The following is a 22,075-nucleotide window of genomic DNA, read 5'->3' on the forward strand; positions in this document are numbered from 1 at the left end:
TCGTGCACGGACCCGGATGATGCGCATCACCCCGCCCCTGCTGGTGCTTGCCGCCAGTCTACTCTCTGCCCCCGTGGCGATGGCGTTGAACGAGTACGGAATCGAAGGCATGGGCGTGGTCTCGACCCGTGCCGACGAGGGCCGCGCCACGATCAGCGCCGATGGCCAGCGCATCGTTTTCGCCCGCCGCAGCGAAGCTGGCTGGGGTCTGTGGGAGGCGCGCGTGGTCGACGGCCGCTGGCAGCAGGCGCAGGCCTTGCCGGTAGGCGTGGCCGGTGAGGCCCGTGATCCCTACTTCAGCCGTGACGGCCGCTGGCTGCTGTTCGCCGCCGGCCGCGAGGGCAAGCTGGCGCTGTATCGGGCCGCGCTGGCCGCCGATGGCCAGCTGGGCAGCGCGCAGGCCCTGGGCGGCGATGGCGGGCGCCGGGAAGAGCGCGGACCGGCCCTGAGCGCGGATGGCCAGCGGCTGTTGTTTGCCCGCCAGCAGGGCGGTGGCGCCGGCTGGGACCTGTTCGTGGCAACGCTGGATGCCCAGGGACTGCGTGGCCCGGCCACCGCACTGAGCGCGTTGAACAGCGCCGACGACGAGACCGACGGCGACTGGCTGGGCAACGATGGCGCGGTGGTGTTCAGCCGCGGCAACGGCGCGACCGCACAGGTGTGGAGCAGCGGCTGCGCGTGGAGTGGCGCGGCCCTGCAACCGTTGGGACTGTCGTTCAACCAGACCGGCGGCTGGACCGGCGCGCCGGTGATCGACAACGCCAAGCCAGGCGAAATGATGGTGGCCAGCAGCGCGGCCAGGGCACCGCGTGCCGGTGGCGTGGACGTGTACCGGTTGGCGGTGCCGAAGGTGGCGGCGGTGGCCGGGTGCGTGCGGTAGATCCACGCCGGGCGTGGATAGCCGTTTGGTAGATGCCAACCTTGGTTGGCATACGTGAAAGCGCCAACCAAGGTTGGCGACTACCAGTAGATCCACGCGATGCGTGGATGAAACGCCCCGTCAGCGCGACAACACCTTGGCGCGCAACTGCTCGTACTCCATCTCGCTCAGCTGGCCATTGTCCTTGCGCTGGTTCAGCGCGGCCAGCTCGGCCTGCACGCTGTCCGGCAGGGCCTGCTCACGGGCCACGTGGCGGGCGGCGGAGAGCTGCTCCGGTGGGCGCTTGCCCGCGCGCCAGGCGGCGATGAAGACACCGACGATGATGGCGCCGAACACCAGCGTGCCGGTGCCCCAGATCAGCCATTGCATCCATCCCAGTTCGGGTCCCATCGCGCAGTCCTCCGTCTATCGTGGCGCTATTGTCAGCGCTCGCGCAGCCATCGCGCCACCTGCGGCGCGAAGTAGGTCAGCACGCCATCGGCACCGGCCCGCTTGAAGCCCAGCAGCGACTCCAGCACGCAGGCGCGCTCGTCCAGCCAGCCGTTGGCGAAGGCGGCCTTCATCATCGCGTACTCGCCACTGACCTGATAGGCGAAGGTCGGCACACCGAATTTTTCCTTCACCCGGCGCACCAGGTCCAGGTACGGCATGCCCGGCTTGACCATCACCATGTCGGCGCCTTCTTCCAGGTCCAGCGCGATCTCGCGCAGGGCCTCGTCGCCGTTGGCCGGGTCCATCTGGTAGGTCTTCTTGTCGGCCTTGCCGAGGCTGGCCGCGCTGCCCACCGCATCACGGAACGGACCGTAGAACGCCGAGGCGTACTTGGCCGAGTAAGCCATGATGCGCACGTTGACGTGGTTGTCGGCATCCAGCGCACGGCGGATCGCGCCGATGCGGCCATCCATCATGTCCGACGGCGAAACGATGTCGACGCCGGCTTCGGCATGCGACACCGACTGCTTGACCAGCGCTTCGACGGTGATGTCGTTCAGCACATAGCCCTTGTCATCGATGATGCCGTCCTGGCCGTGGGTGGTGTACGGGTCCAGCGCGACGTCGGTCATCACCCCCAGTTCCGGGAAGCGCGACTTCAGCGCGCGGATCGCGCGTTGCGCCAGGCCGTCCTCGGCCCACGCCGCCGATGCATCCAGCGATTTCAGCGACGGGTCGATCACCGGGAACAGGTCGATCACCGGAATGCCCAGCTCCAGCGCCTCTTCGGCCACCTTCAGCAGTTCTTCGATCGACAGCCGCTCCACGCCCGGCATCGACGGCACTGCGGTGCGGCCGGCCAGTTCGTGCACGAACACCGGGTAGATCAGGTCGTCGGTGGTCAGCGTGTTCTCGCGCATCAGGCGGCGCGAGAACTCGTCGTGGCGCATGCGGCGCGGGCGGTACAGCGGATGGGACATGGCAGGCTCCGAAGAGTGGCTATTGCAACAGGTAGCCCTGCGGCAGCAGGGGTTCGGGCAACGGGCGTTCGCCGAGCGCATCGAGCTGGTCGATCTCGATCGTGCGCACCAGCGCGTCCAGCGGCAGGTCGTTCGGCTCCAGGCCGAACGGGTCTTCCATTTCTTCGCCCAGCTGGTCCAGGCCGAAGAAGGCATAGGCCAGTACCGCCGACAGCACCGGCGTGCCCCAGCCCAGCGAACTGGCCAGGCCGAACGGCAGCAGCACACAGAACATCCACGCGCAGCGGTGCAGCAGCAGGGTGTAGGCGAACGGCAGCGGCGTGGTGAGGATGCGCTCGCAGCCGGCCTGGATCGACGACATCGCGTGCAGGCGCTCTTCCAGCTGGGTGTAGAGGATGGGCTCGAGCTGGCCGGCGCGCAGCGCATGCGCCAGTTCGGCCGCGATCATCGCCAGCAGTGCATCGGGCACGTTCTCGCGCTGGCCCAGCTGTTCGCGCTGGCGCTTGTCCAGCCACGGCAGTGCTGCCAGGGCGACGATGCGACCACGCAGTCGCGCCGCCAGCGCATGGGCGAACGCGGTGGTGAGGTAGGCGACGCGCCGACGACGGCCCGCGTCGTCGGCCAGCAGCAGGTTTACCTGGCGCGCCAGCGAACGCGATTCGTAGACCAGCTGGCCCCACAGCTTGCGTCCTTCCCACCAGCGGTCGTAGCAGGCGCTGTTGCGGAAGCTGAGGAAGATCGACAGCACCAGGCCAAGCAGGGTGAACGGGGTCACCGACACGCGTTCGATGCCGGTGGGGGGCGCCAGTTCGACCACCGCAGCCACGGCGATGGACAGGATCAGGATGGCCAGCACCTTCGGCGCGATCGCTTTGACGATCGAACCGCGCAGGATGTACAGCAGTTGCCAGCCGTGGGGACGGGGTCGGATGATCATGGGGCAGCCGCGCGGGGCGCGGATTCACAGGCACGCGGGGGGCTCGCGCAGCCATTCATTGTACGCCCCCGCCCGGCCACCGGCCGTGTGCCTGCGACGCCCTGTCGCACCCGGGACCGGGCTCAGACCACGCCGCCGCCCAGGCCAAGACGCAGGATGCCGACCACCACCACGATACCGTTCAGGACCAACCCGGCCCAGGCCCGGCCACGCTTGCTCGGGTGGGTGAACAGGATGCCCAGCGCGGCGATCACCGCACCGACCGCGGCGAACGGGATCAGGAACCAGTTGCCCCAGCCCAGCAGCGGAATCAACGCCAGGATCATCCACAACAGCGCCAATACGCCCCACAACAGACTGATCACACCCATGCCGCTCTCCCGCAGTTGGTTCCTGGCCCCACCATAATCGTTCCCGTTGCCGCCGCCTACTGCCATTGGCGGGGCTGTCACCCGGCCCGTGCTAGCGTGCTGTCGTGCGTGCCCCGGCCCGGGTGTTGGCGCCGATTCAGAGTGGCCCGCCGATCATCGCAACCAGTCCTGCAGGGGAAGTGCCATGAACATCCGTTGGGCCGCGTTGGCGGCCATGCTGCTGGTCGCCGCCGGCTGTGCCAGCACCTCCAAGGTGATGCTGGGCCGCGCCCGCGCACCGATCGATCCGGCGCTGGTGCAGATCTATTCGACGCCACCGGCCGGCTCCCAGGAAATCGCCCAGCTGGAATCGTCTTCCGCCGTCGGCTTCGGCACCCAGGGCCAGACCGACGCCGCCGTGGCCCGCCTGAAGCGTGAAGCCGCAGCGCTGGGCGCCAACGGCGTGGTGCTGATGGGCGTGGGCAGCAGCGGTTCGCCGGTAGGCATGTCGGTAGGCGCGGGCACGTTCGGCTCGCACGTCGGTGGCGGCGTCGGCATCGGGATTCCGACCACGCAGAAGCGCGCCGCGGGCGTCGCGATCTGGGTGCCGAATCCGGCACCGCCGGCGCGGTTGCCGACACAGGTGATTACCCCGCAGCGGTGACGCAGCAGCGTCACCGCAGGTAGTGCCGGCCGCTGGCCGGCAACCCCAGGAATCCTTCCTGCGCCAGGGGCAATGCCGGCCAGCGGCCGGCACTACCCGGTGATGCTCAGCGCTTGTACTTCGGTACAAACACCTTGTTCACCGCGTCGGCCAGCTGGTCCGGCGGCAGCAGGCCCTGGTCGAGCAGGAAGTTGTTGAACGCCAGGCGGTCGAACTTCGCACCCAGCGCCAGTTCCGTCTGCATGCGCAGTTCCAGGATGCGGGTGTAGCCGTAGAAGTAGCTACCGGCCTGGCCCGGCATCCGCACCATGTAGCGGTCCAGTTCCTGGGTGGCCATCGCCTTGGACAGGCCGACCTGCTCCATCAGCACGCGCTCGCCGTTGGCACGGTCGGTCAGGCCGAGGTTGAGCATCGGGTCGAGCATCGCGCGCGCGGCGCGCAGCAGGCGGAACTGCAGGGCGATCATCTGCCCGTCCAGCGGCTCGTACGGCACCATCTCGGCTTCGGCGTACAGCGCCCAGCCTTCCACGTTCACCGAATTGAACGCGAACATGGTGCGTGCCAGCGACACACCACGCTCGACCATCGCGGTGAACTGCAGCTCGTGGCCGGGGCGGCCTTCATGCGCGCTCAGCGTCCATGCTGCCGCACCGAAGTTGAAGTCGTCGTACTGCGCGCCCGGACCCGCTGCCGGGTTGCCCAGCGGCAGCACGAAGGTGCCCTGCTGCCCGGTGTTGTTGACCAGCGGGGCCGGCAGGAAGTGCGGGGCCGGGCTGGCCGCGCTCTCGGCGGCCGAGCCCAGGCGCATCTGCATGGCGCGCTTGGGCACGTCCACGATGGCGTGCTCGCGGATCAGCGGATCGATCGCATCGATCACCTTGCGATAGTGACCTTCCAGATGGTCGTCGGCGATCTTGTCGGCCTTCAGCGCGCGGATCACCGCCACCGGATCGCTCGGGTCGGCCACCTTCAGCCCCTTGTCCTTCACCACCAGCGGTGCCAGCTGCTGCATCGCCGAGCGGGTTTCCATGAACTCCAGCTGCGCGCGCTGCATCAGCAGCTTCGGGTCGATGTCGATGCCGACCTGCTTGAGCTGGTAGGCGTACAACGGCGCCGGCAGGCGTGCGTCGGCACGTGACTTCGGCAGTACCTCCTTGCGGGTCCAGACGGCGTAGTCCTTCATCTGCCCGGCCAGCGCCTTCATTGCTTCATCGGCGCCGGCAATCTGGTACTTCTTCAGCAGCGACTCGATACCGGTGATGTAGGTCTCGACGTTGTCCAGCGACTGCTGCACTTCAATCTTCGTCGGCTGCAACAGGCTGCTGTCCTTCAGCCGTTCCTCGTAGCGCTGGCGCGCCAGCGTGGTGAAGGCGGTGCCGCCCGGCTGCAGGCCGGCATAGGCCTTGAGGCGGTCGACCGCCTTGGCCCGACGCTCGACCGGCACCTGGTCGGACAGCAGCAGGTTGAGGCCGCTGAACACGGTCTGCGGCGCATCGCTCCACGGCAGCAGGTACTTCTCGTTGAGCTCGCTGCCTTCGATGTTCTGGCTGGCGGCGTGGATCATGATTTCCAAGTCCTGGCGGACATTGGGATCCTTCTCGACGGCCAGCTTTGCCTTCAGTTCGTCACGTGCCTTGGCCATGGCAGCGCGGTAGCGCTTGCCGTTGTCCGGGCCGAGATCGGCCACCTTGTCGTCGTAGCCGGGCACGCCGAAGAAGCCGGTTTCCTCCGGCTGGAACGGGCCCTGGGCGTCCAGCAGAATCTGCGCCAGCGCATTGCTGCGGGCGACCCAGGCCGGGCTGGCCGGGGTGGCGGCCTTGGCGGAGGGTGCCGCCAGCGCCGGTGGTGCGGACAGCAGCGGTGCGGCAGTCAGGGCCAGGGCAACGGCGAGCGCAATCGGCTTCATGGGACACTCCAGCAAAGGGTTGCCCGCACCCTACGCGCTCAAGGCGATGGCGACAATCGGCGGGAAGTCATGGCGGGCTGGTTGTGCAGCCGGGCTCCGCGGAAACCCGGCGGGGGTAGAGTCGACTGTCAGTCGACTATCGCGCGCAGCGCGGGGTTTTTCGCTGTCTGATCGAAGAGCAGTCGACTGACAGTCGACTCTATCCAGCCGACTCTACCCAGTCGACGTCCCGCAGTCGCCTGCGCCCGGAGGTCAGAGCACGGCGGTCAGCGGGCATTCGCCGCGATCACGGCAGGCCTTCAGCTCGCACTCCTGCGCGGCCTCGTCGTCATCCAGCGCCGTCAGGTCGAAGGTCTGCTTGTCCTCGCCCAACACGTACATCACCGGGTAGTCCCACACGTCATCGCGACGGGTACCCTGCACGAACAACCGCCCGTGCGCATGCGGTCCTTCCAGGGCTACGGTCAGGCCGACATCACGCTGGCCGTTGATCGCAGTCTGCATGCTGCCCAGCGGCATCGACTCGATGTTCAACGGCTCACCGAACGCTTCCACCAGTTCAATACTGCAGCCCGCCCGCCGCAGCGCCTCGCGCATCGGCGGGCTCTCGCGTGCCGCCTCGCTCCAGCGCAGCACGCTCCAGGTCACCACACCCCCTGCACCACCCAGCACCAGCACCACCATCAACGGCATCGCCCAGCGCCAGTGGCGGCACCACCAACCGGCGGATGCCGGGTCATGGGCGGGAATCGGCGGTGGCAGGGTCATCGGCGGGCTCCTTCCCGTTGCTGGATCAGGGCTTGAGGCAACGTCCCAGGAAGGCTTCGGCCACGCGGTAGCGATGCAGGGCATCGGCGCCGGACAGGCCATGCTTGGCACCCGGGTAGGTCATCAGCTCGAACGGCTGTGCACGCTTCTGCAACGCGCTCATCAGGCTGGTCGAATTGGTGAACAACACGTTGTCGTCAGCCATGCCGTGGATCAGCAGCAGCGGCGAGCGCAGGCCATCGATATGGGTCAGCACGCGCGCTTCGCGGTAACCCGCTTCATTGCGCGCCGGCAGGTCCATGTAGCGTTCGGTGTAATGGCTGTCGTACAGGCCCCAGTCGGTCACCGGCGCACCGGCCACGCCACAGGCGTACTGGTTCGAAGCCTTGGCCAGCAGCATCAGGGTCATGTAGCCGCCGTTGGACCAGCCCTGCACGCCGATGCGCGCCGGGTCCACCCATGGCTGCTGCTTCAGCCAGGCCACGCCGCGCAGCTGGTCGGTCACTTCCACCGTGCCCTGCTTGCCATACAGCGCACCACCGAAGTCGCGGCCACGGCGCGGGGTGCCACGGTTGTCCAGCGAGAACACCACGTAGCCCTGCTGGGCCAGGTACTGGTTGAACAGGTGGTCGCCACGGCCGGGCCAGCTGTCGGTGACGGTCTGGCTGGCCGGGCCACCATAGACGTACACGGCCACCGGGTAGCGCTTGGACGGATCGAAGCCGGCCGGCTTGATCACGCTGTAGTTCAGCGGGGTCTTGCCGTCGGCAGCCATCAACGTGCCGAACTCCACCGGGCGCTGCGCATCGCGGTAGCGCGCATACGGATGCTTGGGATCGGCCAGGTCGTTCTCGAGCAGGGTGGCGATCTTCTCGCCATTGGCGCGGAACAGTTCGATCTGCGGCGGCGTGGTGCTGTTGGACCAGCTGTCCACGTAGACGCTGGCGTTGCGGGCGAAGCTGGCGCTGTGCATGCCCGGCGCCTTCGACAGGCGCTGCGGCTCACCGCCCTGCAGCGACACCGCGTAGATCTGGCTTTCGCGCGAGGTCTCGATGCCGGCGCGGAAGTAGGCCTTGCCAGCCTTTTCATCAACCGCCAGCAGCTCGTCCACCGGCCAGTTGCCGTGGGTCAGCGCGGTGGCCTTGCCCTTGCTGTCGATGCGGTACAGGTGCTGGAAGCCGGTGCGTTCGGACGACCACAGCACGCTGCCATCGTCGAGGAAACGCAGGCTGTTGTGCAGCGGCACCCAGGTCGGGCTGGTTTCGTGGGCGAGCACGCGCTGGCGGTTGGAGTCGAGTGCCACTTCCACCAGGTCCAGCTGCTTCTGGTCACGCGACTGGCGCTGGAAGCTCAGGTGCTGCGCATCGCGCCAGTCCACGCGGGCCAGGTAGATGTCCTGTTCCTTGCCGAGGTCGACCCAGCGCGGCTGCGCATCGGCGGCCGGTGCGATCACGCCCAGCTGCACGCGCACGTTGGCATCGCCGGCGGCCGGGTAACGCTGCTCGATCACGTCGGTGCGGTCGGCATAGACCTCGTAGCGCTTCTGCACCGGTACCGGCGATTCGTCGATGCGGGCAAAGGCAATCGCCGAATCGTCCGGCGCCCACCAGTAACCGGTGTGGCGATCCATTTCCTCGTCGGCGACGAACTCGGCAACGCCGTTGCCGATGGTGGTGCTGCCGTCGCGGGTCAGCTGCAGCTGCCTGCCGCTGGCCAGGTCGATCACCCACAGGTTGCGGCCGCGGATGAAGCTGACGAAGCCGCCCTTGGGCGACAGCTTGGCGTCGGTGGCGAAGCCTTCACCATGGGTCAGCTGGCGCACCGCCGCCTGGCCCTGCTGCTTGAGGTCGTACAGGTACAGCTCGCCGCCCAGCGGGAACAGCAGGCGCTGCGCGTCCGGCGACCACTGGTAATCGACGATGCCGGTCATCGCGGCGATGCGCTGGCGCTCGCGGCGGGCCTTCTCCTCGTCGCTGAGGGTCTCGGTGCCGGGCAGCACCACCTTGGAATCAACCAGCAACCGGGTCTGGCCACTGTCGATGTCGTAGGTCCACAGGTCCAGCTGGTTGCGGTCGCTGTCCTTGCCGCGCAGGAAGCTGACCTGCGAACCGTCGGGCGCCACCTTCGGCTTCATCAGGGTTGGGCCGGACAACGGCAACGGGCCGGTGATGGCTTCCAGGGTCAGCTTTTCAGCGTGGGCGGCGGTACTGGTGGCGAGCATGAGGGCGAGCGAAGCGAACAGGTGGCGCATGGAGGATCCCGGCAAACGGCAGGTCCGCCCCCGCGATGGACGCGGAGCGGTCGTCCCCCATCCTAACCAAGCCTGTGCGGGAAGGCAGCATGACCTTCTGCCCATGGCCTGGTGCTGGGGTCAGAGCCCTTTGCGCTGCAAAGGGATCCGACCCCGAGGCGGTCAGCGCTGGGCGAACAGGTGCTTGCGCTCCTCGTCGCTGAGCGGCTTGCCGGCGTTGGGGTTCACCTGCTGGCGCGGGGCATAGGCCCGCTGGGTGGCCGGGCGTGCGGCAATGGCTTCATGCCAGCGCTTGAGGTTCGGGAACGCGGTGAAATCCACCAGCAGCTTGTCGTAGGCGCCGATCCACGGGTAGCTGGCCATGTCGGCGATGGTGTACTCGTCGCCGGCCAGGAAGGCGTGCTGGGCCAGGCGCTTGTCCATCACCCCGTGCAGGCGGCGCACTTCGTTGTCGTAGCGCTCGATGGCATACGGGATCTTTTCAGGCGCGTATACGTTGAAGTGGCCCATCTGGCCGCTCATCGGGCCCAGGCCGGCCATCTGCCAGAACAGCCACTCCAGGGTGGTGACGCGGCCGCGGGGGTCGCTGGGCAGGAAGCGGCCGGTCTTCTCGGCAAGGTACAGCAGGATCGCGCCGGACTCGAACACGCTCTGGGGAGCACCGCCATCGGCCGGGGCCTGGTCGACGATGGCCGGCATCTTGTTGTTCGGCGAGATCGCCAGGAATTCCGGCTTGAACTGGTCGCCCGAGCCGATGTTGACCGGGTGGATGCGGTATTCCAGGCCGGTTTCTTCCAGCAGCAGGGTCACTTTGTGGCCGTTCGGGGTGGGCCAGTAATACAGGTCGATCATGGCGGCGGCTCGGGGTGCGGAAAGGAACCTGAAGTCTAGTGCGTGAGTTGGGTTGGCACCGTCATGGCCGGCCGGTAACCTCGCCTCTCCCCCGCAACGCAGCATCCCTCGCATGAGTGCAAACCGCCCGCCGCTCTCCCCCTTGCCCACGCTGATCTTCGCCTCGCGCTGGCTGCAGCTGCCGCTGTACCTGGGCCTGATCGTGGCGCAGTGCGTCTACGTGTTCCTGTTCGGCAAGGAACTGTGGCACCTGATCTCGCACTCGGTGTCGATGGGCGAGCAGCAGATCATGCTGATCGTGCTGGGCCTGATCGACGTGGTGATGATCTCCAACCTGCTGGTGATGGTGATCGTCGGCGGCTACGAGACCTTCGTCTCGCGCCTGCGCCTGGAAGGCCACCCGGACCAGCCGGAATGGCTGAGCCACGTCAATGCCAGCGTGCTGAAGGTGAAGCTGGCGATGGCGATCATCGGCATCTCCTCGATCCACCTGCTGAAGACCTTCATCGCCAGCGGTGCGCTGGGCGGCATCCCGCTGTGCACGCCGGAGCAGATGAGCGTGGCCGCTGCCAACATCGGTGTCGCCCGCTGCTCGATGCTGACCCAGGATGGCGTGCTGTGGCAGACCATCATCCACTGCGTGTTCATCCTGTCGGCGATCGGCATCGCCTGGACCGACAAGCTGATGTCCAACAGCCACAGCAAGTCGCACGACAAGGCACACGACCACTGAGGTCGCCGCCGCCAGCGGCTTGACCGCCGCTGCCCCTTTCCGGCCACCGTCCCTTGTGCGCGGCGGTGGCCGGGATGCTAGATTGCACCCTCGCCGTTGCCGGCGGTGGCGTCGGGAAACGTCACCCTGCCGCGCCCGGACCGCAGGTCCCGGCCATGCGTATCAATGATTTACGTCACGTCGTCTTCTAGAGGGGAGCAGGATGTCGCACGTCTCAACGATCACCGCCGCGCGCCGGTGGCTGCCGGTTGCCCTGGCACTGGCACTGGCCGCCTGCTCGGGCAAGGAAGAATCCGCAGCGCCTGCTGCCGCCACGGCGCCTGCCGCTGCCGCACCCGCCGCACCGGCGGTTGCTGCCAAGGTGCAGTCCATGGGCACCGAGCAGCTGCGCGAGTCGGCCAGCCAGGCGCTGCGCGAGAACCGCATGTATGCACCGGCCGGCGACAACGCCATCGAGTACTACCTCGCCCTGCGTGACAAGACGCCGGACGACGCCTCGGTGAAGAGCGCACTGACCGACCTGCTGCCGTACACCCTGATCGCCGCCGAGCAACACCTGGGCCGCGAGGACTACACCGAAGCGCAGCGCCTGGTGGCACTGATCGAGAAGGTGGATGCATCCGCGCCGGCCCTGCCGCGCCTGAAGGACGGCCTGGCCAAGGGCGTGCAGAACGCAGCCAAGCGCACCGAAGCGGAAGCCGAGAAGGCCAAGAAGGACGCCGAGGACCGCAGCAAGCAGCAGACCGAGCAGCAGCGCCTGAGCGAGCAGCGCGCCAAGGAAGCCGACGCCGCCAAGCAGATTGCCGCGCAGCAGGATGCCGCGCGCCGCGACAACGAGCGCCAGGAAGCCGAGCGCCAGGCCGCCGCCCGCCGCGAGGCCGAGCAGAAGCAGCAGCAGGCTGCCGCCCAGCAGGCCAGCGCCGCACGCCAGGCCGCCGCACCGGCAGCGCCCACCCTGCGCCCGGTCAGCACACCGGCGCCGCGCTATCCGGGCGAAGCGCTGCGTTCGGGAACCTCCGGCGAAGTGCTGGTGGAGATCACCGTCGGCACTGACGGCTCGGTGGTGAACGCTCGCGTGCTGCGCGCGACGCCGGGACGCGTGTTCGACCGTGAAGCCCTGAACGCGGTCAAGCGCTGGCGCTTCGAGCCGGTCAGCGCGCCGGTGACCACCCGCCGTACGCTGGTGTTCGCGCCGGGCAACAACTGAACGAAAAAGGGGACGGAGGGGATTAAGTCGTTTCTGCCCCTGCAATGACGCCAAGGCCCGGCATGTCCGGGCCTTGTCCGTTTCAGGCCGCTCCATCGATCAGGTGTTGCAGTGCCGGATCGCGCGCCGTCAGCACCTGGAACAGGCCCAGCGCGTGCAGGCCCGGCAGCAGCGCACGCAGGTCGGCTTCGGCAGTGGAACGGGTGGCAACATCGCTGGCGGGATCCTGCCAGTCACGGACGCTGGCCAGGAAGGCGCCGACACTGCCCTTGCGCACGGTGACGCCGTTCACCTGCACGTCGTTCTGATGGTCGGGGAGGATGTCGTGTGGCTGCATGGGGAAGCGCTCCGTTGAAGTGGGCCCCAGTGTCGGGGCCCGGAGGCGACGTTTCTGCCGTATAACTGCCAATCGATATGGCAGATCAGACAACCGCCGCATTGCTCGCCCCCGCGCTGGCCGATGCCACCGATGGACCGGTGGTGCTGGCGGCCGGGCTGCACCAGCTCGGCAAGCGTCGCACGGCCCGCCACCGGCATGCGCGTGGGCAGCTGCTGGGTGCGCACCAGGGGCTGCTGCGGATCGCCGCCGACGACCTGCACTGGCTGCTGCCCGCAGGTCACGTCGCCTGGATACCGCCCTTGGTGCCCCACGCGCTGCTGGGCGCAGACGGGTTCAATGGCTGGAGCCTGTACTTCAACGCGGAGGCCTGCCTGGGTCTGCCCGCCACACCACGCATCTTCCAGCCCAGTGCGCTGCTGCAGGCGGCGACAGCACGTGCGCTGCAATGGCCCCATGCGCCACTGGATGCTGCGCAGGCACGCCTGGCCGGCGTGATCGCCGATGAGATCACTGCTAGCACGCCGCTGCCGCTGGCCCTGCCACAACCGCGTGACCGGCGCCTGGGCCGGATCGCCGCCGCGCTGGCTCGCGCGCCGCACGACAACCGCAGCGTCGAGGACTGGGCCGCCAGCAGTGGCCTGTCCGGCCGCAGCCTGGCCCGCCACTGGCTGGCCGAGACCGGCATGACGCTGAGCCAGTGGCGGCAACGCCTGCGGGTGCTGCTGGCGCTGCCACGCCTGCTGTCCGGCGAGCCGGTGATCAGCGTCGCGCTGTCGATGGGGTACGACACGCCCAGCGCCTTCATCGCCGTGTTCAAGCGCGAGATGGGGGTGACGCCTGCGCGGTATAGCGTGGAGTGACGCAATCAACACTCGCGCTGTATATCTTCGCGACCTAACCTGCCCGTTGGTCCACAGACGCACCCATATGAAGTACGACGACGCCAGCTGGCACTCTGACGGCGACTTCCCTGCCGATCTCTCCCCTGAGGCAGGCGCTACCCACATCGGAATGTATCTGGCGTGGCTGCTGCTACGGGGGATGGCAGGCGAAGAGCTGTTGGATGACATGCAGGAGGAGCTGGGAGCCTTGACCCGGCGTGCAATGACACCCGGTCAGTTCCTGCTGGTGTGTGATGGCAAGTTCCTTGATGAAATGATCAACGATGAGGCGAATGCATTCACGCTGGAGTACTACCAAGCTGATGATGCCGTTTATCCCGATGACTACATCGAGTTGCTGGCAGATGATCTCCCTTCGCTGTACCACGTCGCCGATACCTGGGAAAACTTCGACCGCCTGGCGCCGGTGATTGCGCAGCGCTTCGGTACTTGGCAAGCAAAGCAGTGCTGAAAACAACGAGGCCCGGCATGACCGGGCCTCGTTTCATATCCGCCGGGCACAGCCCGGCGCTATCTCTGCGGTCAGCCGGAGATGGCCAGGCGCTCGTTGTGATACCGGCGCACGGCGGCGAACCACAGCACGGCGGCCAGGCCGAGGCTGGCGCCGAGGTAGATGGCCCAGACCGCGGGTGTGATGGTCTCGTGGCGGATCACCTTCAGCAGCATCTGGTTCTGCGACAGGAACGGCACGGCGTACTGCCACAGCTGGCTCTTCACCGGGTAGGCAATCAGCGCATAGCCCGGCAGCATCGGCAGAAGCATCAACCAGGTCATGTGGCTCTGCGCTTCCTTCATGCTCTTGGCCGCTGCGGCCAGGAAGGTCAGCAGCGAGGTGCCGATCAGCAGCATCGGCAGCATCACCAGCAGCATCTGCACCATCGCCATGATGTTCATGTTGAGCTGGCGGCCGATGTTGCCGGGGGCGATCTGCGCGCTCACCTTGAACGCGGCCAGGGTCAACAGCAGCGACGCAAAGCCGACCATGCAGGCGGCGGCGATCTTGCCGCTGACAATGGCACTGCGCGACCCCGGCGTGGCCAGCAGCGGCTCCAGCGACTGCCGCTCACGCTCGCCGGCGGTGGTGTCCATTACCAGGTAGGCACCACCGAGGAACGAGGTGAGGGTCAGCAGGATCGGCAACAACGCCGACAGCATCAGGCCACGCTTGGCTTCGGCACTGGCCATGTCCTGGCTGGCCACGTCCAGCGGCCGTGCGACCTGGGCGTCGATGCCCCGCGCCATCAGCCGCAGCGCCCCTACCTGCCCGTTGTACGTGGCCAACGCCGCCTGCAGGCGCGCAGTGGGCACCTCGGCGGCACGTCGTGTACTGTCACTGATCACCTCCACCGGCGCTGGCTTGCCATCGGCCCAGTCCCTGCCGAAGTCCGGGCTGATGCGCAGCGCCACGTCGATGTCCTGCGAACGGATGGCCTCGGCCAGGTCCTTCGGCGCAGCAGCGGTATTCAGGCCCTGGGCAGCCAGGAAGCGCACCAGGTTCGGCGCATGTTCGGCGCCGATGGTGGGAATCTGCAGCGGCTGCTCGATCTGCGTGCGCACGCGGCTTTCGGACAGCTTGCCCATGCCCAGGATCAGCAGCGGGTACAGCAGCGGCCCGAACAGCAGGGTCAGCGCCAGCGTACGGCGGTCGCGCGACAGGTCACGCAGCTCCTTGCGCATCACCGTCATCAGGGTCGACATCATGCTCATGCGTGCAGGCCCTCTTCGCTGCCGATCAGTTTCACGAACGCATCCTCCAGGTTGGATTCGCCGGACTGCGCGCGCAGTTCATCGGCGCTGCCGGCGGCCATCACCGTGCCCTTGGCGATGATCACGATGTGATCGCACAGCGCGGCCACCTCCTGCATGATGTGGCTAGACAGGATCACGCAGCGGCCTTCTTCGCGCAGGCCCAGCAGGAAGCGGCGCAGTGCGCGGGTGGTCATCACGTCCAGGCCGTTGGTCGGTTCATCGAGAATGACGTTGCGCGGGTCGTGCACCAGTGCGCGGGCGATCGCGGTCTTGGTGCGCTGGCCCTGCGAGAAGCCATCGGTCTGGCGGTCGAGGATGTCCCCCATGTCCAGCGCGTGCGACAGCACCTCGATGCGCTCGCGGATGCGCTCGGCCGACAGGCCATGCAGTTCGCCGAAGTAGGCGATGTTCTCACGCGCGGTCAGGCGCTTGTAGACGCCACGCGCGTCGGGCAGCACGCCGAGATGGCGACGCACTTCCACCGGATTGCGCGCAGCATCGACACCATCGACGCTGATGCTGCCCTGGTCGGGGGTCATCAGCGTGTACAGCATGCGCATGGTGGTGGTCTTGCCAGCACCATTGGGCCCCAGCAGGCCGGTGATGCGGCCATCCTCGGCGCGGAAGCCGACGTTGGACACGGCCTGGATACGGCCGGTGCGGGTGTCGAAGGCCTTGTGCAGGTTGTCGGCGACGATCATGGTTCCCATCCGTTGAACGAGGTGAACGCCGGCACGTAGCTCAGCGTGTCCAGGCAGCCGGCATCCAGCGCCTTGGCATCGGTCGTGTCGATGAACTGGCCAAGCAGGCGCGGCATGCAGCCGGCGGTCAGCGTGCCGTGGCCCTGGCCACGGGCGACCAGCGCGCGTCCATTGGGCAGGCCCTTGAGGACCTGCTCGGCATAGCGCGGCGGGGTCACCGGGTCCAGTTCACCAGACAACAGCAGCGCCGGTACGTCACTGCGCAGCGGCACGGCATTGGCTGCCGGTGCCGGCCGGTGCGGCCATACCGGGCAGGCGGCAAAGAAGGAACTTGCCACGTCGTTGCCGAACAGGCGCCCGGGATCCTCGGCCGGCGCCTGGTAGCGCGGCGCGTCTTCGCTGCAGATCACCGACCAGTGCATGCCACGGTTGATCTGGAAATCCATGCTGCGGTTCGCACCGCGCGCCAACGAGGCGAGCGGCGCGTAGCGGCCGTGCGCGGCTTCATCAAGAACCAGCGGCAGCAATGAGGCGTACTGGGGTACGTAGGAAAACGCAAACGCCAGGCCCACCACGCTGTCCGGTGTCAGCACATCCTTCCGGGTGTCGTAGGTGCCGGGATCGCGATACTCGACCGGAACCGGTGCACGGCGCAGGGTCTCGACCACGCTGCGCAGCTGCGCACGGGTATCGGTCGGGAAGCGCCGGCTGCAGGCAGCGTCCTTGCGGCACTGTGCCGACTGCAGGGCGATCGCGTCTTCGAACGTCCTGGCGAAATCGCCGCCCACCACCAGCTCATTCGGCACCACGCCATCGATGACGATGCTGCGGGTGTGCTGTGGATAGGTACCCGCATAGCGCTGGGCCACGCGGGTGCCGTAGGACGCACCGATCAGATTGACCCGGTCCACGCCCAAGGCCTGGCGGACCGCGTCCAGGTCGGCAATGGCTTCGGTGGTGGTGTAGAAACGTGCGTCCGCACGTCCCTGCAGGGAAGCCGCGCATCGCTGGGCATAGTCGCGCAGCAAGGCCTCGGAGGGCGCCGCGTCCTCGTCCATCGGCAGTTCCTTTCCGTCCGCGCCGAGGCAGCTGAGCGGGTTGGAGCCGCCGGTGCCGCGCTGGTCGACCAGGAAGATGTCCCGCTGCTTGCGCACCTGACGCAGCGCGGTATCGACGATGACGGCCACTTCGCTGGCGGCCTGGCCGGGGCCACCGGCCAGGAAGAACACCGGGTCGGGCTGGCTGGAGCCGCTGCTGCCCGATTCCAGCCAGGCGATGCGCAGGCCAATGCGCCGGCCAGCGGGCTGGGCCCGGTCCTCCGGCACCTGCAGGGTGGCGCACTGCGCTTCCACGTTGGCACTGGCACCTACCGTGGACAGCGTGCAGGGCTGGAAGTCGATCGTGCCGAAACGGCGGCTGGGTGCATCGCTGGCGCCTTCGGCGCCGGGTGACGGTGACTGGCTGCATCCGGCAAGCATCAGGCTGGCCAACACTGCGGCCAACGCGAGGTGGTGTCTTTGCATCGTGCTCGTTTCCCCTGGAGGACGTTCCTGGCAACCACGACGGGCTGCCGCGGAAGATGTGACTCAACTTACACGGGCACGGCGTCGTCGGCGATGGGCAGACGCGAAATCTCCGCCGGCGTGGCGCAGGCCAGGCGATCGCGGCCGGCGGCCTTGGCCCGGTACAGCGCCGCGTCTGCCGCTGCCAGCAGCGTGGACAGCTCGCCCTGACCGTCGTCCATCGCCAGGCCGATGCTGGCAGTGAACGTCACCGGCCCGGTGGCCAGCCGCGCCGGCTTCTGCTGCAGAGCGGTACGGATCGCCGCAGCCCGCGCCATCGCTTCCGCCTGCGTGCTGCTGGCCAGCACCAGCACGAACTCCTCGCCACCGTAGCGGCCCAGCAGCGTGTCATGGCCCTGCAAACCGTGCTGCATCAACGCAGCGAAGTGGCGCAGTACTCGTCTCCGGCCAGATGGCCCCAGCGATGCAGAGCAGGAAGCCAAGCACGGTGAGGGTGGGGACATCCAGGGACATGCGGCGCTCATCGGCCGGGGCGGCGCGCGCATCTTGGCGCCTTGTGCTGCGATCCCCGTGGCGCTGCCTGGCCCGATGGAGATGCGGGGTCTGAAAACGGCGAGCACGGCGGCCGGTGCCTGCGCAGAATCCGCGGAAAACCAAGGAGACGCCCATGCATGCGTGGTACCTCGGTGGCATCGACCACCGCCCGTTCCTGCACCTGTTCGAAAAGAGCGACACCGCGCTGGCTGCGCTGGGCATCCGGCGTCGCTGGGCCGGCGAATCAGGAGGACACCCCTGCCGGATCAGCCTGAGCGATCCGCCCGGTGGCAGCGAGCTGCTGCTGTTGTCCCACGTGCACCTGCCCCTGCACTCGCCCTATCACGCCTCGGGCCCGATCTTCGTGCAGCGTGGCGTGACCCGCTGCGTGCTGCCGCCGGGCGAAGTACCCCCGTACGTGCAGCGCCGGATGATCTCGTTGCGCGCCTATGACCAGGCTGCATTGATGCTGGCCGCCGAGATCAGCGCAGGCACGGATGTCGGCGCTCGGCTGGACGCGCTGTTTGCCGACCCTGCCGTGGCCTTCGTGCAGCTGCACAACGCGGCCCACGGCTGCTTCTCGTGCCAAGCGGATCGCGTCGGCATGGCGCCGACATGACCGGATCTCCACGACGTGATCATTGCCACGCCGGACACGTGATCGCCAGCGCATCCGTTCAGGCCCACGTGAAGCCCGCGGGAAGGGCTTCACACCCACAGTCACGGATCAGCATTTCCATGGTTCCGCACCCGGCACCGCAACTCGATACTCGCCATGGTGCCGCCGAAAGTCCGCCGCGCAGCGCAACTCTGCGGTCACCGCTCTCTTTCGACGACCACAAGGAAGCGCCATGTCATTCCGATCCACACCGCTGCTGCTGGCCACCTCGTTCGCCGCTGCAGGCCTGTGCCTGGCCGGCAACGCGTTCGCCCACGGCACCATGACCACGCCGGTCAGCCGCGTCTATGCCTGTTTCCAGGGCAATCCGGAGAACCCGACCAACCCGGCCTGCGCCGCCGCGAAAGCGGTGGGCGGATCGCAGGCGTTCTACGACTGGAACGGCATCAACCAGGCCAACGCCAACGGCAACCATCAGGCGGTGGTGCCCGACGGCAAGCTGTGCAGCGGCAACAATCCCACCTTCCGCGGCTTGGACGTGAACCGCAGTGACTGGCAGACCACGCCGATCCACGCCGATGCCAATGGCAAGTTCACCTTCGTGTTCAAGGCGACCGCGCCGCACGCCACGCGCGACTGGCGCTTCTTCGTCACCCGCGACGGCTGGCAACCGGGCAGCCCGTTGCGTTGGGCCGACCTGCAGGAGTTCTGCACGCTGGGCAATACACCGCTCTCTGCCGATGGCACCTACAAGCTGCAGTGCACGCTGCCGCAGCGCACCGGCCAGCATGTGATCTACAACACCTGGCAGCGCTCGGATTCGACCGAAGCGTTCTACACCTGCATGGACGTACGCTTTGAGGGCAGCGGCGGTGGTACGACGCCGGCACCGCAATGGCAGGATGCCGGCCCGGTCACCGCCCGCGGTGAATTGCCGGTCGGTACGACGCTGGCACTGCGCGTGTTCAATGCCAGCGGCAACGATGTCGAACGTGTGGAAGCGACGCTGGCCAGCGGCCAGACCTCGGCCGCGCAATGGCCCTTGGCGCTGGCCCGCAAGGTCAATGCCAGTGCCCGGCATGCGCGCGTGGGCGTGCTTGCCAATGGCATGATCACGCCGTCGGCGTCGGCCACCGACAATCGCGTGTACCTGAAGGACGGCAACCGCTTCCAGCTCGATACCCAGGTGCCGGACCCGGGTACGCCATCGCCAGGTGGTGATTTCGACCACGTGTACCCGGCGGGTATCGGCAGCTACGTGCCGGGCCAGACCGTGGTGAAGAGCAGCGACGGCAAGCTGTATGCCTGCCGCCCGTTCCCGGAGGGTGCATGGTGCAACGTCAATGCCGAGGCCTACCGGCCGGGCGTGGGCGCGGCCTGGCGCGATGCGTGGATCGCGTACTGACGCAGTGATTTGGGAGGCGGTGCACATCACACCGCCTCCTGGCTCCCCTGTCGCGCAGTGGGGCGCGCGTTGCAGAAACAGAGGAACGCAGCAGCCTTTCAAACTTGTCTGATGGGCATATGGCGGCTACATGGGAAGACTCCGCGAGGTTTCCAACACTTCGCAAAGGAGTTCCTGCATGCACCTGTCCCATCGGGCCGTCCTCGCACTGTCCGCCGTTGTCGGCCTGGCACTGTCCGGCAACGCCTTCGCCCACGGCACCCTGTCCAAGCCGCTCAGCCGCGTGAAGCAGTGCCACGAGGGCAATCCGGAGAATCCGACCAACCCGGCCTGCGCCGCCGCCAAGGCCATCGGCGGCGCCCAGCCGTTCTACGACTGGGCCGGTGTCAACCAGGCCAACGCCAACGGCAACCATCAAGCGGTGGTTCCAGATGGCGAGTTGTGCAGCGGCGGCAACAGCAAGTACCGCGGCCTCGATCTGAACCGCAGTGACTGGCCGACCTCGCCGATCCGCGCCGATTCGCGCGGGCGCTACACCTTCGAGTTCAAGGCACCGGCGCCGCATGCTACCCGCGAGTGGAAGTTCTACGTCACCCGCGACGGCTGGCAGCCGGGCAGCCCGCTGCGCTGGGCCGACCTGCAGGAATTCTGCACGCTGGGCAACGTGCCGGTCTCCGGCGACGTCTACAAGCTGGATTGCCCGCTGCCCAAGCGCAGCGGCCAGCACATCATCTACAACACCTGGCAACGCTCGGATTCCGGTGAAGCGTTCTATACCTGCGCGGACGTGCGCTTCGAAGGCGGTGGTGGCGTTGAACCGCCGCCGCAGTGGCAGGACGCCGGCCCGGTCACCGCCCGCGGTGCGTTGGAAGAAGGCACCACCCTGACGCTGCGCGTGTTCAACGCCCAGGGCAATGATCTGGAGCGTCCGGAGATCACCCTGGCCGCAGGCCAGACCGCTGCGAACCAGTGGCCGCTCGCGCTGGCCCGCAAGGTCAACGCCAGTGCACAGCAGGCGCGTGTGGGCGTGATGAGGAACGGCGTGATCACGCCGGTCGCCTCGGCCACCGAGAACCGCGTCTACCTGAAGCCGGGCAACCTGTTCCAGATCGATACCCGCTTGCCGGGCCCGGTCGATCCGGTCGATCCGCCGCCGGGTGACGACTACGACTTCGTGTATCCGGCCGGTATCGGCAGCTACACGCCGGGCGAAACCGTGGTCAAGGGCACCGACGGCAAGCTCTACGCCTGCCGGCCGTTCCCGGAGGGTGCGTGGTGCAACATCAACGCCGATGCCTATCGCCCGGGCACCGGTTTCGCCTGGCGCGATGCCTGGGTCGCGTACTGAGGCAGGGTACCGGGGGCGGCGTGGCGCCGCCTCCGGTTCTTGGAGTTGCCGGCCAGCGGCCGGCACTACCAGGGTTCGTGGGGCTGCCCGGCCAGCGGCCGGCACTACCAGGGTTCGTGGGGCTGCCGGCCAGCGGCCGGCACTACCAGGGTTCGTGGGGCTGCCGGCCAGCGGCCGGCACTACCCTGACTTACTTGCTGCTGACGTACTTCTCGCGGCGGATCTGCGGGTTGCCCAGGCCGGCGGCCTTCAGCAGCTCGGCACAGGCATCGACCATGTCCGGGTTGCCGCACAGGTAGGCGATGTCGGTGGCCGGGTCCGGCGTGAAGCCGGCCAGCGCCTGCTGCACATAGCCGTGCTGTACGTCCGGGTGCGGATCAGCCGGGAGTTCACGCGACAGGCACGGAACATAACGGAAGTTCGGGTGCTTTTCGGCGAAGCTGTAAAAATCTTCGCTGTACAGCAGCTCGCCCGGGCTGCGCGCGCCCTGCAACAGCACGATCTGCACACCGCGTTCGGCCATGGCCTTTTCCAGCAGCGGCAGCATCGAGCGGTACGGGGTAACGCCGGTACCGGTGGCGATCAGCAGGTAACGGGCGTTGTGGTCACCGGGATTCAGGCAGAACCGGCCATAGGGGCCGGACGCACTGATCTGGCCGCCCTGCTCCAGTGCCTCGAACAGGGCCGTGGCGGCGCCACCGGGCACGAAACTGACGGCGATATCCACCGCCTCGCCTGGGCCCAGCGCGTGGTCGTGGATGGTCGCCAGCGAGTAGCTGCGCTTGGTTTCGGTGCCGTCGGCGTAGCTGAAATGGACCTGGATGAACTGGCCGGGCTGGAAATCCAGCGGCTGCCCATCGTCACGCACGAACTGGTAGTGGCCGACGGTCGGGGCCAGCATGCGGCAGCCGACCAGCTTGAGGGGGAATTGAACAGGCACGACTTTTCGGGACAGTGTGTAGCCGGGGCAAGCCCTCGGGGTCTTCTATAATAG

Annotated in this window: 23 protein-coding genes; 9 read left to right on the forward strand and 14 right to left on the reverse strand. The window is 67.6% G+C overall.

Translation table 11 applies throughout. The features are described 5' to 3' along the window. Positions 1 to 16: 16 nt before the first annotated feature. Positions 17 to 880, forward strand: coding sequence for a TolB family protein (locus CKW06_RS22425; protein ID WP_024958196.1), 864 nt, complete (start codon positions 17 to 19; stop codon positions 878 to 880). Between the two features lie 120 nt (positions 881 to 1,000). Here CKW06_RS22425 and CKW06_RS22430 read toward each other — a convergent pair whose 3' ends face one another. The 4 genes from CKW06_RS22430 to CKW06_RS22445 all read right to left on the reverse strand — a co-directional run bounded on the left by CKW06_RS22430 (position 1,001) and on the right by CKW06_RS22445 (position 3,600). After that, a complete protein-coding gene (locus CKW06_RS22430) occupies positions 1,001 to 1,270 on the reverse strand; it encodes a hypothetical protein (RefSeq protein WP_005411545.1) in 270 nt (89 codons plus the stop codon). A 32-nt stretch (positions 1,271 to 1,302) separates the two neighbouring features. Further along, positions 1,303 to 2,292 (reverse strand): porphobilinogen synthase, encoded by a 990-nt coding sequence (hemB, locus tag CKW06_RS22435; RefSeq protein WP_005414824.1) that lies wholly within the window; start codon positions 2,290 to 2,292, stop codon positions 1,303 to 1,305. A gap of 19 nt (positions 2,293 to 2,311) precedes the next feature. Further along, positions 2,312 to 3,229: a bestrophin family protein gene (locus tag CKW06_RS22440; protein ID WP_005411547.1), complete on the reverse strand. Its 918-nt coding sequence runs from the start codon at positions 3,227 to 3,229 to the stop codon at positions 2,312 to 2,314. Positions 3,230 to 3,351: 122 nt separating this feature from the next. After that, positions 3,352 to 3,600: a hypothetical protein gene (locus tag CKW06_RS22445; protein WP_005411548.1), complete on the reverse strand. Its 249-nt coding sequence runs from the start codon at positions 3,598 to 3,600 to the stop codon at positions 3,352 to 3,354. 184 nt (positions 3,601 to 3,784) lie between these two features. Here CKW06_RS22445 and CKW06_RS22450 point away from each other — a divergent pair, with 184 nt between their 5' ends. After that, positions 3,785 to 4,243 (forward strand): hypothetical protein, encoded by a 459-nt coding sequence (locus CKW06_RS22450; protein WP_024958198.1) that lies wholly within the window; start codon positions 3,785 to 3,787, stop codon positions 4,241 to 4,243. A 106-nt stretch (positions 4,244 to 4,349) separates the two neighbouring features. Here CKW06_RS22450 and CKW06_RS22455 read toward each other — a convergent pair whose 3' ends face one another. The 4 genes from CKW06_RS22455 to CKW06_RS22470 all read right to left on the reverse strand — a co-directional run bounded on the left by CKW06_RS22455 (position 4,350) and on the right by CKW06_RS22470 (position 10,020). Next, complete coding sequence (locus tag CKW06_RS22455) at positions 4,350 to 6,149, reverse strand: DUF885 domain-containing protein (protein WP_024958199.1); 1,800 nt, start codon at positions 6,147 to 6,149, stop codon at positions 4,350 to 4,352. Between the two features lie 252 nt (positions 6,150 to 6,401). Continuing rightward, a complete protein-coding gene (locus tag CKW06_RS22460; protein WP_005414826.1) occupies positions 6,402 to 6,917 on the reverse strand; it encodes a cytochrome c oxidase assembly factor Coa1 family protein in 516 nt (171 codons plus the stop codon). Positions 6,918 to 6,942: 25 nt separating this feature from the next. After that, a complete protein-coding gene (locus CKW06_RS22465; RefSeq protein ID WP_024958200.1) occupies positions 6,943 to 9,168 on the reverse strand; it encodes a S9 family peptidase in 2,226 nt (741 codons plus the stop codon). 162 nt (positions 9,169 to 9,330) lie between these two features. Then, a complete protein-coding gene (locus CKW06_RS22470) occupies positions 9,331 to 10,020 on the reverse strand; it encodes a glutathione binding-like protein (RefSeq protein WP_024958201.1) in 690 nt (229 codons plus the stop codon). A gap of 112 nt (positions 10,021 to 10,132) precedes the next feature. On the opposite strand from CKW06_RS22470, the gene CKW06_RS22475 reads away from it, so the two are divergent. Further along, the gene (locus tag CKW06_RS22475; RefSeq protein WP_024958202.1) at positions 10,133 to 10,753 is read left to right on the forward strand and encodes a TIGR00645 family protein; all 621 of its coding nucleotides are present in this window, start codon (positions 10,133 to 10,135) and stop codon (positions 10,751 to 10,753) included. 202 nt (positions 10,754 to 10,955) lie between these two features. Beyond that, positions 10,956 to 11,960 (forward strand): energy transducer TonB, encoded by a 1,005-nt coding sequence (locus tag CKW06_RS22480; protein WP_005414830.1) that lies wholly within the window; start codon positions 10,956 to 10,958, stop codon positions 11,958 to 11,960. A gap of 82 nt (positions 11,961 to 12,042) precedes the next feature. On the opposite strand, the gene CKW06_RS22485 is transcribed toward CKW06_RS22480, so the two are convergent. Beyond that, positions 12,043 to 12,297: a hypothetical protein gene (locus CKW06_RS22485; protein WP_024958203.1), complete on the reverse strand. Its 255-nt coding sequence runs from the start codon at positions 12,295 to 12,297 to the stop codon at positions 12,043 to 12,045. 77 nt (positions 12,298 to 12,374) lie between these two features. Between CKW06_RS22485 and CKW06_RS22490 the strand changes: the two genes are divergently transcribed. Together CKW06_RS22490 and CKW06_RS22495 are read left to right on the forward strand one after the other, a co-directional pair. Next, positions 12,375 to 13,160 carry a helix-turn-helix domain-containing protein gene (locus CKW06_RS22490; RefSeq protein WP_024958204.1) on the forward strand — a complete coding sequence of 262 codons (786 nt, stop codon included), beginning with the start codon at positions 12,375 to 12,377 and terminating at the stop codon, positions 13,158 to 13,160. A 67-nt stretch (positions 13,161 to 13,227) separates the two neighbouring features. Further along, positions 13,228 to 13,653: a DUF7832 domain-containing protein gene (locus CKW06_RS22495; RefSeq protein ID WP_024958205.1), complete on the forward strand. Its 426-nt coding sequence runs from the start codon at positions 13,228 to 13,230 to the stop codon at positions 13,651 to 13,653. 71 nt (positions 13,654 to 13,724) lie between these two features. Here the strand turns inward: CKW06_RS22495 and CKW06_RS22500 are convergent, their stop codons facing one another. From CKW06_RS22500 to CKW06_RS22515, 4 genes are all read right to left on the reverse strand, one after another. Next, positions 13,725 to 14,909, reverse strand: coding sequence for an ABC transporter permease (locus tag CKW06_RS22500; protein ID WP_024958206.1), 1,185 nt, complete (start codon positions 14,907 to 14,909; stop codon positions 13,725 to 13,727). After that, a complete protein-coding gene (locus tag CKW06_RS22505) occupies positions 14,906 to 15,652 on the reverse strand; it encodes an ABC transporter ATP-binding protein (protein ID WP_005411560.1) in 747 nt (248 codons plus the stop codon). The genes CKW06_RS22500 and CKW06_RS22505 overlap by 4 nt, the downstream gene beginning before the upstream one ends. Then, a complete protein-coding gene (locus tag CKW06_RS22510) occupies positions 15,649 to 17,175 on the reverse strand; it encodes an alpha/beta hydrolase (RefSeq protein ID WP_005411561.1) in 1,527 nt (508 codons plus the stop codon). Before CKW06_RS22510 ends, CKW06_RS22505 begins: the two co-directional genes overlap by 4 nt. A gap of 68 nt (positions 17,176 to 17,243) precedes the next feature. Beyond that, entirely contained in the window at positions 17,244 to 17,588 is a 345-nt protein-coding gene (locus CKW06_RS22515) for a GGDEF domain-containing protein (RefSeq protein ID WP_005411562.1), read from the reverse strand. Between the two features lie 254 nt (positions 17,589 to 17,842). Here CKW06_RS22515 and CKW06_RS22520 point away from each other — a divergent pair, with 254 nt between their 5' ends. The 3 genes from CKW06_RS22520 (at position 17,843) to CKW06_RS22530 (ending at position 21,081) form a co-directional block, all read left to right on the forward strand. Next, positions 17,843 to 18,328, forward strand: coding sequence for a DUF1203 domain-containing protein (locus CKW06_RS22520; protein WP_005411563.1), 486 nt, complete (start codon positions 17,843 to 17,845; stop codon positions 18,326 to 18,328). Between the two features lie 232 nt (positions 18,329 to 18,560). After that, a complete protein-coding gene (locus CKW06_RS22525; protein ID WP_024958207.1) occupies positions 18,561 to 19,733 on the forward strand; it encodes a lytic polysaccharide monooxygenase in 1,173 nt (390 codons plus the stop codon). Positions 19,734 to 19,911: 178 nt separating this feature from the next. Beyond that, positions 19,912 to 21,081: a lytic polysaccharide monooxygenase gene (locus CKW06_RS22530; RefSeq protein WP_005411565.1), complete on the forward strand. Its 1,170-nt coding sequence runs from the start codon at positions 19,912 to 19,914 to the stop codon at positions 21,079 to 21,081. 190 nt (positions 21,082 to 21,271) lie between these two features. Here the strand turns inward: CKW06_RS22530 and CKW06_RS22535 are convergent, their stop codons facing one another. Further along, entirely contained in the window at positions 21,272 to 22,021 is a 750-nt protein-coding gene (locus CKW06_RS22535) for a ferredoxin--NADP reductase (RefSeq protein ID WP_024958208.1), read from the reverse strand. Positions 22,022 to 22,075 lie beyond the last annotated feature (54 nt).

This window comes from Stenotrophomonas maltophilia (assembly GCF_900186865.1).
Lineage (GTDB): Bacteria > Pseudomonadota > Gammaproteobacteria > Xanthomonadales > Xanthomonadaceae > Stenotrophomonas > Stenotrophomonas maltophilia.